The 16,255-nt window shown below is 39.0% G+C and carries 13 protein-coding genes and 1 pseudogene; 10 read left to right on the forward strand and 4 right to left on the reverse strand.

The annotated features are described in order from the left end of the window. Window positions 1-424 precede the first annotated feature (424 nt). Entirely contained in the window at window positions 425-880 is a 456-nt protein-coding gene (locus D1094_RS11085) for an RNA-binding protein (RefSeq protein WP_118960183.1), read from the forward strand. Window positions 881-945: 65 nt separating this feature from the next. Here D1094_RS11085 and D1094_RS11090 read toward each other — a convergent pair whose 3' ends face one another. Next, window positions 946-2,190 (reverse strand): DUF5610 domain-containing protein, encoded by a 1,245-nt coding sequence (locus tag D1094_RS11090; protein ID WP_118960184.1) that lies wholly within the window; start codon window positions 2,188-2,190, stop codon window positions 946-948. A gap of 206 nt (window positions 2,191-2,396) precedes the next feature. Here D1094_RS11090 and trmA point away from each other — a divergent pair, with 206 nt between their 5' ends. Together trmA and D1094_RS11100 are read left to right on the forward strand one after the other, a co-directional pair. After that, entirely contained in the window at window positions 2,397-3,491 is a 1,095-nt protein-coding gene (gene trmA, locus D1094_RS11095) for a tRNA (uridine(54)-C5)-methyltransferase TrmA (protein WP_118960185.1), read from the forward strand. A 333-nt stretch (window positions 3,492-3,824) separates the two neighbouring features. Beyond that, on the forward strand, window positions 3,825-6,230 hold the full coding sequence (locus D1094_RS11100; protein WP_118960186.1) for a PAS domain-containing hybrid sensor histidine kinase/response regulator: 2,406 nt from the start codon (window positions 3,825-3,827) through the stop codon (window positions 6,228-6,230). Here the strand turns inward: D1094_RS11100 and D1094_RS11105 are convergent, their stop codons facing one another. Further along, window positions 6,231-6,476: a biotin/lipoyl-binding protein gene (locus tag D1094_RS11105; RefSeq protein ID WP_259337916.1), complete on the reverse strand. Its 246-nt coding sequence runs from the start codon at window positions 6,474-6,476 to the stop codon at window positions 6,231-6,233. 553 nt (window positions 6,477-7,029) lie between these two features. Between D1094_RS11105 and D1094_RS11110 the strand changes: the two genes are divergently transcribed. The 7 genes and pseudogenes from D1094_RS11110 to D1094_RS11140 all read left to right on the forward strand — a co-directional run bounded on the left by D1094_RS11110 (window position 7,030) and on the right by D1094_RS11140 (window position 15,201). Further along, window positions 7,030-7,503 carry a hypothetical protein gene (locus tag D1094_RS11110; RefSeq protein ID WP_118960187.1) on the forward strand — a complete coding sequence of 158 codons (474 nt, stop codon included), beginning with the start codon at window positions 7,030-7,032 and terminating at the stop codon, window positions 7,501-7,503. An 81-nt stretch (window positions 7,504-7,584) separates the two neighbouring features. Continuing rightward, complete coding sequence (locus D1094_RS11115; RefSeq protein WP_118960188.1) at window positions 7,585-9,183, forward strand: hypothetical protein; 1,599 nt, start codon at window positions 7,585-7,587, stop codon at window positions 9,181-9,183. Window positions 9,184-9,308: 125 nt separating this feature from the next. Then, the gene (locus D1094_RS11120; protein WP_220452549.1) at window positions 9,309-10,499 is read left to right on the forward strand and encodes a glyceraldehyde-3-phosphate dehydrogenase; all 1,191 of its coding nucleotides are present in this window, start codon (window positions 9,309-9,311) and stop codon (window positions 10,497-10,499) included. Window positions 10,500-10,761: 262 nt separating this feature from the next. Then, window positions 10,762-11,615 (forward strand): annotated as a pseudogene (locus tag D1094_RS18745) (serine hydrolase); the annotation flags it as partial. A 58-nt stretch (window positions 11,616-11,673) separates the two neighbouring features. Continuing rightward, window positions 11,674-13,335 (forward strand): hypothetical protein, encoded by a 1,662-nt coding sequence (locus tag D1094_RS11130; protein WP_220452552.1) that lies wholly within the window; start codon window positions 11,674-11,676, stop codon window positions 13,333-13,335. A gap of 4 nt (window positions 13,336-13,339) precedes the next feature. Continuing rightward, window positions 13,340-13,918, forward strand: a complete 579-nt coding sequence (locus D1094_RS11135) for a DUF3299 domain-containing protein (protein WP_118960189.1) — start codon at window positions 13,340-13,342, stop codon at window positions 13,916-13,918. A 146-nt stretch (window positions 13,919-14,064) separates the two neighbouring features. Continuing rightward, window positions 14,065-15,201: a DcaP family trimeric outer membrane transporter gene (locus tag D1094_RS11140; protein ID WP_118960190.1), complete on the forward strand. Its 1,137-nt coding sequence runs from the start codon at window positions 14,065-14,067 to the stop codon at window positions 15,199-15,201. A gap of 246 nt (window positions 15,202-15,447) precedes the next feature. On the opposite strand, the gene D1094_RS18640 is transcribed toward D1094_RS11140, so the two are convergent. Next, a complete protein-coding gene (locus tag D1094_RS18640) occupies window positions 15,448-15,627 on the reverse strand; it encodes a hypothetical protein (RefSeq protein WP_182440166.1) in 180 nt (59 codons plus the stop codon). A 34-nt stretch (window positions 15,628-15,661) separates the two neighbouring features. Then, window positions 15,662-15,958 carry a winged helix-turn-helix domain-containing protein gene (locus D1094_RS11145; protein WP_118960191.1) on the reverse strand — a complete coding sequence of 99 codons (297 nt, stop codon included), beginning with the start codon at window positions 15,956-15,958 and terminating at the stop codon, window positions 15,662-15,664. Window positions 15,959-16,255 lie beyond the last annotated feature (297 nt).

Below are 16,255 nucleotides of genomic sequence, written 5' to 3' on the forward strand. Positions count from 1 at the left end.
AATTTATTTTTAAACTAACTTTCAAACGTTATCTTCGTTAAATGTTTCTCATTTGATTCACTTAACTTATCAAAACACTTCTTTCGTAGTTCATTTAAGTTGAACCCCTTGGAAGTGGGGCGCATTGTAGAGAAATTAAGAAAAGGATCAAGTACTATTTCATCTTTTTTACTAACTTTTTATTCATTCGTATATTTATCAGCCATGAAGTACACAAAACCATCATTTTAGTGGTGTATTTCTGTGTTCTATTAAATAAAATAGTATTTAACTTTTATAAACTCGTTTATATTGCATATTTTTTACACTTATAGTTGCACAATATTTCAAGCTGGGTAACATAGAATCGCAATTTGCGTTTACTGATGCATTAAGCAAATTCATATAAATCTCAAACAAAATAATAATTAATTAGGTATTCATTATGAAATCTCCCCAAATATTAACAGTTATCATTGCTGCTGTATTTGCACTTATCGGCTATATTGTTTCAAGTACTATGGCTACAACTCCACTGTTAGTCGCTGCAATCGCCTTTATTAGTGCTTTTGTAGCTCCCCTAATTGGTAATAGTTCAACATCTATCGCAGGATCAGAGTTAGACACTTCAAATGAAGATGTTAAAACACTGTATGTTGGAAATTTACCTTATAGAGCCAATGAATCTGTTGTCAGAGAGCTTTTTTCTGCTCATGGTAGTGTTCAGTCAGTTAGGTTAATGAAAGATAAACATACGGGTAAACGCCGTGGCTTTGGCTTTGTTGAAATGGCAGCGGATGACTTGGAAAATGCAATCGCAGCTTTAAATGACACTGAATTTCAGCAAAGAACGTTAAAAGTACGTGAGGCCAAAGAGCGTCCTGAACGCAATGATAACTAGTTAATTCGGCTCTCTATTTGGAGCCTTATTAAATATATTGCTTAAGCCACACTTTTGTGGCTTTTTTATTGCTCTTTATTTGCCATTAGTTTTTCTACTAAGTCATTCCACTTGTTAGTCATTGTATTAGTGACTTCTTCACTATGTGACATTAAGCCCGCCTTTAATATCCCTTCGTAAAATCTATTAATTTGTTGTAAATCATTTGATAAGACATTTTCTGCACGTTCTTCAACCTTTTTGAATTGCTCAATAAAATCAATAACTGGCTTCATCTTTTTGGCTAAAAGTTGTTTATCTTCTACTTTTTCTTTATCGACAATATTTGCGACATCTGTATACTTTTGGCTAGCGGCATTGCTTTTGATCATTGAAAGCTGAAGGTTAAGACTCGATATTTCATCTGTATTAAAGTTAAGTTGCTGAGCTTGTTCAAGAGCTGACTTCATATCACCGCTAAAAAAATTCTGCTGCAATTTAACAACATCGGATACAAGTAACTCTATTGACTCTCTTTCTTGTTTATCTAACTCACCTTGTACTTCAAAGCGAAAGTTAATCTCTTTATATAAGAACTGTTGTTCTACATCTGTATTTTTACCGCTATAGCTCCTTTGCTCATTAGCTAAGTAGTGATCAAATTTAATGATGACATTATCACCATCTGCTGTAACTATTGATAAATCGCTAGTGCTAACTGACTGATGGGTAGATGTTTCTATACCAATTTCATCATTCTCAATTACATTGAGTGTTTTATCTGCTAACTTATCTATGCCTTGGTGAATCAGCTCCTGACTTTTTGTTATACCTTGTGAAAGTTCATCATCTAGTATAGTCATTTCATTTAATTCTTTTAATGCATCACCAACACCTATATCTACACCTTTATGTGCTTGTTCAAACATACTAGTAAGTTTTTCATTATTTGCACCATTCTCTTTTGCTGCCATGATACTTTGACTTATAAAACTCATGACATTTTCTGCGACTAACTCAAAATCGAATATTGAATTGGTATCGCTTTCTTTTTCAGCTTTATGCAAATCAACATTCGCGAGATCATGATACATATTTTTTTGAGATGAATTAGTAGACGAGCTACCAAATGAAAAACGAGCAGAGATACTTTGAAAAACGAGTTTTGCAGAAATATTATTTTTATGATTTACCATCAGCTCTTTCATTGAATCAGGTTTTTGTATTGCGCTATCATTAGTCTCTTGATTATTATGTGATTTCTTAATTCTTGACGAACCGATATTATTCGCCATATTCATATCATTATTAAATTTATTTATATTAGTCATAATAATCACCTTTCAGTGCTGTTTAATCAGTACTAGTTTATCGGCCATTGTTGTTAGAACATGAGTATAGCAGTCCATTTTTAACCTATATTATGAATGCTATAATGGAATCAAACCTCTAAGAAAAACCTAGACAAAATCTAAGGTAAGAGTAAACTTTGCGCCTTTATTTTTTAATGAAATCCCCCCCTTACTAAGGAAAACTTATGTTCAGTCATATACAACCTGGCAATTACACAGAACAACTTGTTGAAAAACAAAATGAAATGACTGAGTTATTTAAAGAGTTTTCTTTACCTAAAGCCGAAGTTTTCACCTCTGAACCAATGAATTACCGCCAAAGAGCAGAGTTTCGCGTATGGCATGAAGGTGATGACCTTTATTACATTATGTTTAACAGTGAAACAAAACAAAAATTTAGAGTTGACGAGTTTCCTGTTGCTAGTGTTCTAATTAATCAAGGAATGAAAGCACTATTAAGGGCGATTAAAGACAAACCAACACTTCGCTTTAAGCTATTTCAAGTCGACTTCCTAGCGACACTGAGTGGCGAGCTATTAATTAGTCTGCTTTATCATAAACCTTTAGATGAAACATGGGAGAGTGCTGCGAAGCAACTTAAAGTTGAATTATCTAATATTGCTCCTGTAGATATTATTGGACGTGCAAAGAAGCAAAAGATAATTATCGACAAAGATTATGTAATGGAATCACTTAATGTCGGCAATGACACCTACGTATACCAGCAAGTAGAAAATAGTTTTACTCAGCCTAATGCTGAGGTTAATCAGAAAATGTTACTTTGGGCACAAAAGGTCACAAAGAAAGCAGGTGGTGATTTAATAGAACTCTACTGTGGCAATGGTAACTTTAGTATTGCATTGGCAAAGAATTTTGATCGTGTTTTAGGAACAGAGATTTCCAAAACATCAGTAAAATCTGCACAAGTTAACATTCAACGTAATAATATCGACAATATTGATATTGTAAGAATGTCGAGTGAAGAGTTTAGCCAAGCAATGAATGGTGAAAGACAATTCCGACGTCTTGAGGGATTCGACTTAACACAATATAGTTATGATACTGTACTGGTTGATCCTCCAAGAGCAGGTCTTGACCCTGACAGTATTGAACTGGTTAGACAGTTTAATAAAATAATCTATATCTCTTGTAACCCTGAAACATTAAAAGAGAATCTTAGCCAGTTAGTTTCAACACATAACATTGAACAATTCGCCTTGTTTGATCAATTTCCTTTTACACACCATATTGAAACAGGTGTAACGTTGACACGAAAGTAAAATTATTCTTTACCTGTAGTAGCCCATATCAGATTTGACACTTTTCAATTTTGAATGTGACCTAATCGCCCCGTTGATAAGGGCAGCAATGATACATTAGCTGAAGTTAGCCTTGGTTTATCTAACGACAAGTCGTCCGACAAAATGACGTTATTACTGTTTAGTAAAACTTTACATTCTAAATTTTAAATGCAGATGTAAGCTTTAGGCTTACTTAAAGTGTACATAGGATTAATTTGAATATAAGGAAGCTCTCGGTCACTGAGCCATTTATGGCAACTTACCCGATCATCTATTATATTAACTTTAACGACCCCAAGGGAAAATTTTTGCATGACAGACTCTTCTGATTTAAACGTTACGTTTCATGAGCTAAACAAAAATGAAGGCGAGGCGGCCTTTCCAACGCACTTAAATAATCAAGAACTATTAAAGTTTCTGAAGCTTTCCACGGAATTGGCTGCTGATGAAGTTTTTTGGATGAAATCAGACTCTGAAATATTTTATGTAAACAGTGCCGCTTGTGAAAAACTCGGTTATAAGAGAGAGGAACTGATTGGTAAAAAAGTGTGGGAATGGGATCCATTGTTTCCTAAAGAGGTGTGGCCTAGCTTTTGGAAGGAACTAAAAGAAAAAAAGCACGTCGATTTTGAAACTCAACACCAAAACAAGGAAGGTATAATCTTCCCTGTTCGAATTAAAGGTCACTTTGTAGAACATAATGAGGAAGGGATATTATTCGCCTTCGTATCTGATATATCAGATATAAAAAATCAAGAAAAAGAGCTTGAAGACAACAACATAAAAATTAATGAACTGTTAGCTCAGGAAAAGAAAAAGTTTGCTGAGTTCGTCAATTTAGCCCCTGTAGGAATTGCCATCAATAAAATGGAAACTGGCGAATTTGACTACATTAATGACGAGTTTAGTCGATTCACTGGCTATAGTATTGAAGAACTCAATCAGATGAATTATTGGGAATTAACGCCAAAAAAATATGAAGAACAAGAGAATAAACAACTTAGTTTAATGACTGAGAAAGGCAGCTATGGGCCATACCAGAAAGAATATATTCATAAAAAAGGACACACTTACCCCGTTCTTCTTTCAGGAATTAAGATAACCGACAATAACGGACAAGAATATATTTGGTCAGTTGTACAAGATATTTCTCAACAAAAAGAAGTGGAAGTTAAATTACAAGAAGCGAAAGAAAAAGCAGATGCTAGCGCTTTTAAAATGCAGTTAGCCAATGACTCAGCGGGAATTGGAGTTTGGGAATGGAGCTTAAGATCAAATGAACTTACTTGGGATGAATGGATGTATAAGCTGTACGGCATAAAAAAAGATAAATTTTTAGGCGCTTATCAAGCCTGGGAAAATAGCGTACATCCAGAAGATATTGACGACGCAAAAGTAAAATTAGAAACAGCGATAAACGGTACAGGAGTTTACGATACGGAGTTTCGTATCATTCATCCTGATGGGGAAATAAGAACCATGAAAGCAAATGCTGAAGTGGCAAGGGATGATAAAGGCGCCCCCATTTCAGTTATTGGAGTCAACTACGACATTACTGAAAAAGTAAATACACTTGCAACATTGATCCAAGCTAAAAAAGAAGCTGAAAATTCAGCCAAAGCAAAAAGTGCATTTTTAGCTAACATGAGTCATGAAATTAGAACACCGATGAATGCAATTTTAGGCGGGTTTCAGTTATTAAAGAACGCTGATTTGGATCAAGAATTAAAAAGCACACTAAACAATGCTTCATTTTCAGCACAAAGCTTACTTACTATCATCAACGACATTTTAGATTACTCAAAAATTGAATCAAATAAACTTGAACTAGAAGAAGCGCCATTTTCCCTTCAAGAAATTCTGGATTCAGTTCAATATGATTTAGATTCACAAGTAAGCAACAAAGGAATAGATTTTTCTGTATCTACCGATAACACTTGTGCTGATAGCTGGCTGGGTGATCTCGTTAGGGTTAAGCAAATATTATTAAACCTAGCATCTAATGCGGTTAAATTTACCAGTGAAGGTAGTGTACAAATAAAAGTAACTGAGCAAATTTATAATAATCAAGAAGCTATTCAATTTGAGGTTATAGACTCAGGTATTGGAATGAATTCAGATGCACAACAGCGTATTTTCGAGAGATTCTCACAAGCTGATACATCAACGACCAGAAAATACGGTGGCACTGGATTAGGTATGTCGATTACGATAAGTTTAATTAAACTCATGGGAGGAGAAATTAAATTATCCAGTGAATTAAACAAAGGCACAGAAATTAAAGTAACCCTACCATTAAAACACTCAAAAATTACAACTAAGTATACAAAAGAAAAGCCTCTTACAGCCCCAAAACTCTCAAAATTTAATATCTTAATTGCTGAAGATAACAGAATTAATCAAGCATTAATTAAGTCATTTCTAAAACCAACAACCGCAAACCTAACTTTTGTGGAAAATGGACAACAAGCTGTAGACGCAGTAAAACAGCAAAAATATGATTTGATTTTTATGGATATTCATATGCCTCAAATGGATGGAATTGAAGCTCAAATACTCATTAAAGAGTTTGACTCACGTCTTCCTGTTATTGCATTAACAGCCAATGTTATGAAAGAAGATATTGAATATTACTTAAATCAGGGTTTTACGGCTCATGTAGGTAAACCAATAGATATAAACAACCTTTATAGGTTGTTACATCAATTTACTTCATAGCTACGGGTGGTATAACATTGCATCAACCACTTTAGCCTGCACTACTTCAACGGCGGCCGTGTTAGCACCTATATATTGCCCTACTAACGCAAGGTTTGCTTGAGCCGATATTAGAGCAATATCATAATTGCGAGAATCAATCTTAAACAGCACTTCTCCTTGCTCAACAATTTGATTGTCTTTAACCCTAACATCGACGATATTACCCGACACTTCAGGGGCAATACGCACTAAGTAGGTATGCACTTTAGAGTCTGTTGTAATAGGAGTAACCCTATCAGACCATAAGCTATATAACTAAATAGCCAATACTACCGATACAATATAGATACTCAATTTACGGGACGATTTTTCTCCTGTTGACATAAATATCTAACCATTAATGTTAAATTAGTAACAACCTACACTTGATTGTTTTATTTACTATAGTGAGTTTTATTATGCCGAACAAATCCCTTACAGACCACTGCTAATATTGAAATGTATGGCTTTCATTGTCATTTTTGGCGATATCTTTAAGCTCAAAAAGAGAATAGAAGTCTAGTTAATAAACACGCATGTGTTAGTGATTTTACCTAATCTGGTAGCACAGTTATTTGTTGGTAGACAAGTAGCAGTCAGCATTTAAAATTGGTTTTCAGCCAATTTTACCTATTGCATTATCAGATTCAATGAATCTATTTATCAGACCATTGATCCCCGTGATAATTAAACAACCAGTTATGGGTCTTGATGACAATAATAATCTAAATTTCTCTAATGAAGGTACTGAACTCGCGATATTGCTTTTGATGTTGCGGTGGGCAAATCCTTTAGTAATGGCTTAGTTGCTGTAGCGGGGGTTGTGGGCTCGTTACCAACAGCGACTGATGATGCGCTAGGTTTTGATCAATATCTTTTAGGTCCTGAAATAGCGCTTGGCTATGTTCAAAAGAAGTATGTTATAGGAGCCTTATTTAGTCATCAATGGGATATCGCTGGGGAAAACTCATATGACACCAATATTACAGGAGGTCAATATTTTTATACGGTCAACCTCAAAGAAGGTTGGCAGGTGCAAGCACAACCTACTTGGTCGTATAACCACAATGGCGAAAGTAGCAATAAATTAACGTTTCCTGTAGGTGTTGGTATTTCAAAAACAATGATTTTAGGGGGCTCACCTTGGAAATTTGGTGTGCAATATTGGCATTATGTTGAACAGGCTGATGAATTTGGCCCAGACTTTCAAATTAGATTGTCAATTACGCCTGTAATAACGCTACCTTGGTAGTTAATGCTTTCGGTCATAATTGATGATGTAAACCTCAATAGGTTTACTTCATCAATACTTTAATAAAAGAAGCTTAAACAAATGAATAAATTTAAAGAAAAAATAGCGTATAACATTAATATTCTGTTCTTATTGCTTATTGGTGCCCTATTGCTTTCGCCGATAACGCATGCCAAAGATAGATACAAAGCCTTTGCAGAAGTTGGCTTGCCTGAAGAAATACCTAACTTTTTATTAAGTTCGTTATCACATGATAGTGCTTATATTGAGCATGTATTGATTGAGGAAGGCGTAGGGACGGAAAAAACAAATTTAGAAGTGTTTTTACTTTTTAGCAAAGATAAAAATAACAATATTGACTTACGTGCTAAATATGATGAGTTTATAAATGAAGATGAGGAACGGCTGATTGACTCATTAAAAACAGCAGCTAAAACACAGTACCGCATTAAAAACTACGGAAGAATATATGATCCTGCCTCGATTGAAGTGAAAATAGTAGATGAGCGTACTAAGCATGTGTTTATTAAATTTTCACCTTATGCTTTACCGCAAGATATTGCTTACTTTAGGCATATGGTGGCTGATTTTACTATTGAAGATGGTAAGTTAACGACTGCGGTTGTTAAAAATACTAAACCTTTCGTTAAAGACGGTAAGCATATTGAAAGTTATGAAATGACGACTAAGTTTTTATCAAAAAACGATAAGTATTTTCTTGATAATAAAACGGTGGTTGCAGAAGGTATGTGGGGTGATAAGGCTTATTATCAAAAAATGAATGGCAACTTTGTTGCCTACTATAGCGGTAGAGATTCTGTTGCTGATGTTGTTTTAAATGATGAGCTATTAACTAAAGCGTCAAACCCAAGATTGAAAGAAGCTAAAATGGAGCTAAACAGGGCATTACCCTTTATGGCTGATATGGTTAGGCAACAGGGTATAGATTTGCCTTTGCCTTTTGGTGTTGCTGTTAATTATAGAACACAGGAAAATGATTTCGATTTTACAAGCTTTAGCGTATTAGGCATTCCACCAGAAAGTCTTGAAAAATTGTTTGATCCAGCTACGTCTACAGCAAAGGTAAAAGTTGAGAGTTTATCTTTAAAAGCAGATATGTTTATTTTACCCTTTTGGAATGTTTTTGCTGTACTTGGTCAAAATAAAACGTCGGTAGATATGCAAGCTCACTTTAAAGGTGTTGATGCCTGTCTTGGCATTACGCTACCTAATGGTAGTTGCCTTGGCGAGTCGGTTCAACTCCCTAGTACAGACATACCCATTTCACTTGATTTAACCTACGAGACCCTTGGGTTAGGGACTACCTTAGCCGTAGGTTATAAAAATGTATTTGCATCAATGACCGCGACATACGCGCATTCCTCGCTTAAAGACTCAGCCTCTCCAGCGACAACGATGTGGATTTTTTCGCCTATGATTGGATATCAATTTACAGAGTGGCGCGCTCAGGTTTTAGTGGGAGCTGAATATCAAGACTATGCGGCTAAGATGACAGGCGTAGTTGGTGAACTTGATTATGATATTGGTATTGAATCAGACAAATGGAGTTATACCTTAGGTGCCCGTAAAGAACTAGGACAACACTATAATCTTATCGCATTAGCCTCGAGAGGTAATGGCAGAACTTCATTTACTCTTTCTGCAGAGTACCGTTTTTAGGGTATTGATACACCTGATTATTAGTGCGCGAGTTAATTAGGTGAGCTAAGCAAGTGAGATGAAAATACATTTGCTTAGCTACTTTACTTTGACCTTGGTTTTAGCTGTAACTATGGACACACACAGTGAAAAAAATTAAAAAATTATTAGCTAGTCTTGTATTTATCTCCTCATTTATTGGCTTTAGTAGTTACGCTACAAATTTCTTCGACCCAATCGACAAGCAATTTGATATGGGAGAGTATTTAGCCGAAAATGCTTATGGATTTTTACCTGTCCCTATCATAATCACTGAACCCGCTTTAGGTTACGGTGGTGGTTTTACAGGGGTTTTTCTTGGTGAGAACGACCAGCAGAGAGAACGTAGGAAAGAAGCCGCTTTAGCATCACTTGATGGCGGCGCGCAGCTTTTAACACCAAGTATTACCGCTGTAGGTGGTATTGTTACTGAAAATGGTACTTGGCTAGGTTTTGCTGGCCATCAGCATTCTTGGCTGAAAGACAGTATTCGTTATACCGTCGGCGGCGGGTACGGAAGAATAAATATGACCTACTACCCCTTTGGTAATGACGCCATCACTAACTCTACACTAAACGATAAAGGAATAGAGCTTGAAATGATAGGTTTTGGCCTTATGCAGAACTTACAGTTCCGTCTTGCTGATAGTCATTGGTTATTAGGCTTCAAACAAACATATTCAAAGCCAGAAATAGGAATTAAAGGTCAAGACAAACTTAATGAGTTTCTAGGGAAATGGTTAAATCTATCACCTGCGTTATCAGCTGTGGGCTTAACGCTAGTTTATGATTCACAAAATAACTTTATGTATCCAACAAAAGGCTTTAACTACCATTTTTCTTATTTGTTGTATCGAGATGCCGTAGGCTCTGATTACAAATACGATGCCGTTAGCCTTGTAGGCAAAAATTTTTGGGAACTAACAAATAAATTCAATTTGGGCGTGAAACTAGAATTTGAAGCGCTCGCAAATAATGATTCTATTTTGCCCCCTAATGCTTATCCATATATTAAATTAAGAGGTATACCTAGTAATCGTTACCAAGGCGAAGCTGTTGCATCACTCGAAGGCCAGTTCACTTGGGAAATTGATAATCGCTGGTCAACGTCAATTTTTGCAGGTATAGGCTCTGCAACAGGCGAAGCAAGTGATCTTTTTAGTGCAGATAATCAATATTCTTATGGTGCAGGTTTTAGATATTTAATCGCTAGGCGCTATGGACTTAGAGCTGGTATTGATGTGGCCTTTAGTGATAACGATAGCGCACTATACTTTAATATTGGCACAGGATTCTAACCACAGTAAATGTAAATAAGCTATTAATAGAGTGTGTTTTTAATAAAGGAGAATTAAGTACATGATGAAAAAGATTTTCAGACACTCAAAATTTATAAACGCAATGATGCAAAGGAAAATTTCTATGAAACGATACATCGTACTATTTTTAATGGTAATAGCCTCGTCATTTGCTGTAGCACAACCAGCATTTGCAGACAAACATACTTGGCAAGGTGTTTCTCCTAAAATTGAGAAGCTTTCGCAGGGGCTGGTTGGCTGCATTGGTGTGGCTGCACAGGAAATCGGTAGCGACAAGGTCATCGCGATCAATGGCGATGAAACCTTCGCCATGGCCAGTACCTACAAGGTGGCGATCGCCGCGGCCGTGCTGGATCGCGTGGACAAGGGGGAACTCAGTCTCGACCAAATGGTCGACGTTCCACATGACATATATGTCGCCGGCCAAGTTGCGATTGCCGAGAGATTCCCTTACCCCGGAGTCCAGTTCTCGGTAGCGAACTTGATATATGCGATGATACAGAGAGTGACAACACGGCAACCGACGTCTGTTTGGGGCTGGTAGGCGGAGGAGCGGCGGTGACCAAGAACCTGCGCAGGCTCGGGATCAAAGATTTCAGGGTCGACCGTCCTGTCCACGGGATTCTCATGGATTTCTACGGCGTGCCAGCGGTAAGCCCGGAAGCTATCGTTGAGGCCATCAGCAAGAATCCGGCACTGGTGGCGGCCCAGGTTAATCCCAATCCAAAGTTCGAGTCGGATCCCCGTGACCACACAACGCCCAATGCGTATCTGAAACTCCTACTTGCCATCGACAATGGCACGGCGATGAGCGCCGAGAGCCGTAAGTTCCTGCAGGGGGTCATGTCGCGCACGCGCACCGGCGATGGCCGACTCAAGGGGCTGTTGCCTAAGGGAACGCCCGTAGCGCACAAGACCGGAACCCTAGGCGGAGTTGCCAACGACGCCGGTTATATCACACTCCCTGACGGTCGCCGGTTTACTATCGCGGTGTTCACCAACAGTAGTGAGACGCCTTCTGCGGACAGGGATCGGGCAATTGCGGAAGTCGCCCGGAGTTTATACGACTTTTATTATTTAACCGCACACAGTAAATAACCTTTGATATTCCTAACGATTGATTAATCAAAGTTAGTTAGTAAAAGAGGAAAATATGATGAAAAAAATTACACACCAAAAGGAAGAAAGCATAATGAAACGAAGAAACATACTATTAAGCACGATTATGTCATCGCTTATTTTAGCCATGCCGGCTTTTGCTGCGGATTACGATATTGCTATCAATGGTGGCAGGGTTATTGACCCCGAAACAAACTTTGATGCAGTTGCCAATGTGGGAGTCAAAAACGGAAGAATTGTCAAGATCACCAACAAGCAGATTAAGGGCAACGAGACTATCGATGCCAAAGGCTTAGTGGTAGCACCGGGTTTCATTGACACCCATTTCCACTTTCAAAAGCCGATCGGCTATTCCCTCGGGTTGCGCGATGGGTTGACCAGCAGCATGGATTTTGAGATGGGCTGTGCTGGATCCTATATTGACAATTGGTATAAGGCGCGCGAAGGTGTGACCGGCGCTAACTATGGCTGTGCGGTAAGTCACGAATTTGCCCGCGCGAAGGTTATCGACGGGTCAAACGGCGATTACTTGAAAGACGGTCCCATAGCCGCTCTTGAAACCCGCAAGAAAACCGGGTGGAGCGTGACGCGTCCGACCCTAGAGCAAGGCAACGCGATTCTCGAGGAGATTGACAAGGGTCTGCAGGCTGGCGCCGTGGGCATTGGTAGCACCGTGGGCTACATGAGAGAGGGCGTCTCTTCACGTGAGATGTTCGAGGTGCAGAAAGTCGGCGCACGCTATGGCCGCGCGACCGGTGCTCATACCCGCTACACGCTCGGCACAGACACGACAGAGGTTAACGGCGCGCAGGAACTCGTTTCAAACGCTCTCGCACTGAACGCGCCGGCAATCGTGCTGCACTTCAATAACCCCGGCTGGCGCGTGACGCACGAAATGATTACCGGGCTTCAGGCTCAAGGTCACAATATATGGGGTGAAATTTACCCTTATGCTGCCGGTTCCACTCCGATCAATGCTTCATTCCTTCAGCCTAAGAGCTGGGTCGACGATCTAGGCCACCGCTATGAAGACACCATGCTCGATCCGGTAACTGGTAAGTTCTATACCTTAGAGACCTACAAGAGCACCGTCAAATCCGAACCGACCCGCCCGATCGTCGTTTTCAAGATGCCCGAAGAAGACCAGGCGAAGTGGCTGACACTGAAGGGCGTGACCATGGCCAGTGATGCGACTGCTGCCATGCCTTACGACGCCGCGTGGGATTACCCTATGGAGAAGTTGGGTGGCAGCCATCCTCGCACTGCTGGTGCCCGAGGCGCGACGATTCGCCTTGGTCGGGATAACAACATCCCGATGATGCAACTGATGTCGATACTCAGCTACAACGCGGCTAAGCACTTAGGTGATACAGGTTTGAAGTTTATGCAAGAACGCGGTCGCATCCAACAAGGTAAGGTTGCCGATATCGTGGTCTTTGACCCTAAACTCTTCAAAGACAATTCAACCTACGAAAAGGGTGCGATCCCTTCGACGGGCATGAAAGCCGTGATCGTTAACGGTCAGGTTACTGTGCGTGACGATGCGCTGCTGCCAGTTTTTGCGGGACAGCCGATCCGCTTTGAACCTGAAGCCAAGCCGCGCTTCGAGCCTATCTCGCTGGAACATTGGAACAACAGGTTCTCTACAGGAATGCCTGATGTAACCGAAGCATTTCCTCAGAGCACTGGAAAATAATCAGATGCGCTTTTTGGCATCTGTGTTTGTGGCGACCTTATTGGTCGTCACATCCGCCTCGGCAGAGCCCGAGGCTATTGAATTTTTCGACCAGGTTGATCCCTTGGCTATCGTCTTCGATGATCCTTACCGAGACATGGGCTTCAAATTACTGAATGAGTTGAAGCTGCTGATAGAGGTGGATGAAAAACTCTCGAAAAATAATTTTACTGACCAAGAGCGCATGCGCCTCACCAATAGGCGTAAAGCGGCAAAGAACTTGCTAGAGAGTAATGGTTATAACATTGATAAACTCTTTGGCCATATCGTCCAGCAAGTGGGGACTTGCAGTCACCTGACACCACCTGCACCAAATGAGTTAGTACGAGTTAGGTTATTAGATGATCCCAAAGGGCTGTCTTCTTATTCGCCTATTCGCATTTCAGGCCTGCTGCGAGCTGAAGCTAATGATACTGTGATATTCATATCTGATGGAGAGAAGCGAATGGTTAGTGGCTGGACACTCAACGATAACACAGTTGAGCAACTGCAAAATTTGACTGAGAATGACCTGCTGCATGCGCATGGAAAAGCGCATCACTAATTTTTAGTGACTGCTTTTTTAAATGAAATTAAAGTTTGGTTAATAGATTAAGTTAATCGGTTAGGTCAATAAGTTACATGTAATCGCTTTAATTGCGAGTAAGGGTTATTAACCAAAAATGCGGTTACATTTCAAAGGATTCAATTATGAAAAAAATATTATTGTTATGCTTAGCTTTTCCCCTAGTAGATGCCCAAGCTGAGGTATTACTAACAAATGAAAATTCTGATTATGCCGTAAAGTTTGCGGGTCATATAAAACTAGATTTAATCGCTGACCTAGACGGGCATCGCGATAAATATCAATTTCTTATGTCAGCTATCCCTGTTGAAGGTGATGCAGATTATAATAGTGGTGGCTATTTTTCTATGCACAGCAAGGAAAGTCGTTTTAGTTTTGATGTGTCTAAAGAGATAAATGGCAGTGATAGCAAAGTATATCTTGAAATGGATTTTTTTGATGAAAAGAATACCGCCCCGCGTTTGAGGCATTTCTATTTTGAAAGAGGTGAATTTCTAGTAGGCCAAACTTGGACTAATGTGAGCAATTTGGAAGCAATAAATATATGGATAGACTTTGGTGCTGGTGATGCATTATATGGTAACAGAAAAATGCAAGTTAGGTGGCAAAGAGATATTAATGAAAGTCTTCAGTTTGCAGCATCCATAGAGGAGCCTAGTGATACCAATATAGAAAATACATTGGGAATTGATGGTACAGAAAAGGCCAAATTACCTATCTTTTCTTCTCGGCTGATTTATCGTCATGATCGCGGACATTTATTTTTCGCGGGTGAAGCTCAGCAACTTTACTGGCAAGGCGCTAACACGGTTGATAATGATGATGCTTTTGGTTGGAGTATGACCTTTTCAGGTAGTTACCGAGTGTTTGAACAAGATCAAATTAAGTGGATATTTGCTCAAGGCTCTGGAACATCAAAAGGTGTTATCGCTTTAGCAGGAGCACCTACAGCCGCAAGTCTCGACAGCAATGGAAAAATTCAAACAGATTCCTTCACAAACGTTACAACCAGTTATACACATGTGTTGAACTCTCAGCTTAATACCTCAATAGGGTTTACTTGGTTAGATGTTAATCCATCAGAGGCTAGAGACCCTAACACTAACATAAAAGAGGCTATTATCGGGCATGCTAACCTTCTTTATCACTACGATGAAGATATCGAAATGGGTATTGAATATATGTGGGGAACGAGAATAAATATCAACGACAATGAAGGAAATAATCGCCGCCTACAAGCGATGGTTAAGTATAAATTTTAACAAGCTTTGTGCTCGTAACTATATACCCGCTTCCATGTCCGCTATTTCGGAGGTTATTTATTTCACCTTTCGTTATAGCGACTAAAAAGATAAAACCGCTGAGTAAAAATACCAAGTACGGCAAACGAAAACCAAGCCGATTATTGAAATATTGCATGCGTGGTTGCCCAAATAACAGCTATAATCTAAAACTAAACTAAGTGAAGTAATAACGTATTTAGGTAATCAGTAGCATAAACTTGTGTGTTAGCTTGATGATAGCCTTATTAAGCGCAGGGCTAGCAAACTGCCCCAGTAGCCATAATCATACTTTTGCTGTTTCACCACTCTGGGTCTCGTGCCACGTTCAACCCAAACTCGCGTCGTTTGATTCTGCTGACCGAACCTTGCCTCATCTTGAAACCAAATATCCATATCTTCTGGCATGACATTAAACGGGGTGTTTACGATCGTTGACAGACTAAAATTTTTTAAAAACTTCTTGAGCCTCTCCTGATTGCTTGGGATGTTTGGAGCGGGTCGTTATCCTGCTAAGGTTTAGGTTGTGCAACAACCGATAAACATTACCTATCTGATAATTAACGTTAAAGTTGTTGCTAATATAGGCTTGAATATCAGCAGCAATCAGTCGGCCTCCATCATTGGATTGTGCGCGTTTTATCGCAAATACTTTTAACTCAAGCTGTTGATTTAACGTTAAATTGGCTAGGCGATCGGAAATAGGTTTATTGTCCAAGCCCGTTAACCCCTTTTCCAAATAACTAGAGACCTATTTATTCACGCTACTTCTGGCGATATTAAGTATTTTCGCTATAGTGGCGCGATTTTCCCCCTCAAAAAACAATGATACTGCCAATAAAGGTATTCTTTTTCTGGCATTAGTTTCATTTCTAGATAGGGCTAAAAGTTGTTTTGATATTTCTAAACTCAAGGCTGTTTAATAAATTAGTGATAACTACCTATATTAGATCAGATATTTAATTAAATTGGTATTATAGCAACCTAAAGGAACTCACAAGCTAAATTCCGCTTTTGGCTAGCTACCGACTTTATC

It is taken from the genome of Colwellia sp. RSH04 (assembly GCF_003545765.1).
Taxonomy (GTDB): domain Bacteria; phylum Pseudomonadota; class Gammaproteobacteria; order Enterobacterales; family Alteromonadaceae; genus Colwellia.

Excerpts from the sequence above, each read along its gene's own strand:
- D1094_RS11135 (WP_118960189.1), top strand. The coding sequence starts at position 13,340 with ATGCGCTTTTTGGCATCTGTGTTTGTGGCGACCTTATTGGTCGTCACA.
- D1094_RS11140 (WP_118960190.1), top strand. The coding sequence starts at position 14,065 with ATGAAAAAAATATTATTGTTATGCTTAGCTTTTCCCCTAGTAGATGCC.
- D1094_RS11085 (WP_118960183.1), top strand. The coding sequence starts at position 425 with ATGAAATCTCCCCAAATATTAACAGTTATCATTGCTGCTGTATTTGCA.
- D1094_RS11090 (WP_118960184.1), bottom strand. The coding sequence starts at position 2,190 with ATGACTAATATAAATAAATTTAATAATGATATGAATATGGCGAATAAT.
- D1094_RS18640 (WP_182440166.1), bottom strand. The coding sequence starts at position 15,627 with ATGCCAGAAGATATGGATATTTGGTTTCAAGATGAGGCAAGGTTCGGT.
- D1094_RS11100 (WP_118960186.1), top strand. The coding sequence starts at position 3,825 with ATGACAGACTCTTCTGATTTAAACGTTACGTTTCATGAGCTAAACAAA.
- trmA (WP_118960185.1), top strand. The coding sequence starts at position 2,397 with ATGTTCAGTCATATACAACCTGGCAATTACACAGAACAACTTGTTGAA.
- D1094_RS11115 (WP_118960188.1), top strand. The coding sequence starts at position 7,585 with ATGAATAAATTTAAAGAAAAAATAGCGTATAACATTAATATTCTGTTC.
- D1094_RS11130 (WP_220452552.1), top strand. The coding sequence starts at position 11,674 with ATGATGAAAAAAATTACACACCAAAAGGAAGAAAGCATAATGAAACGA.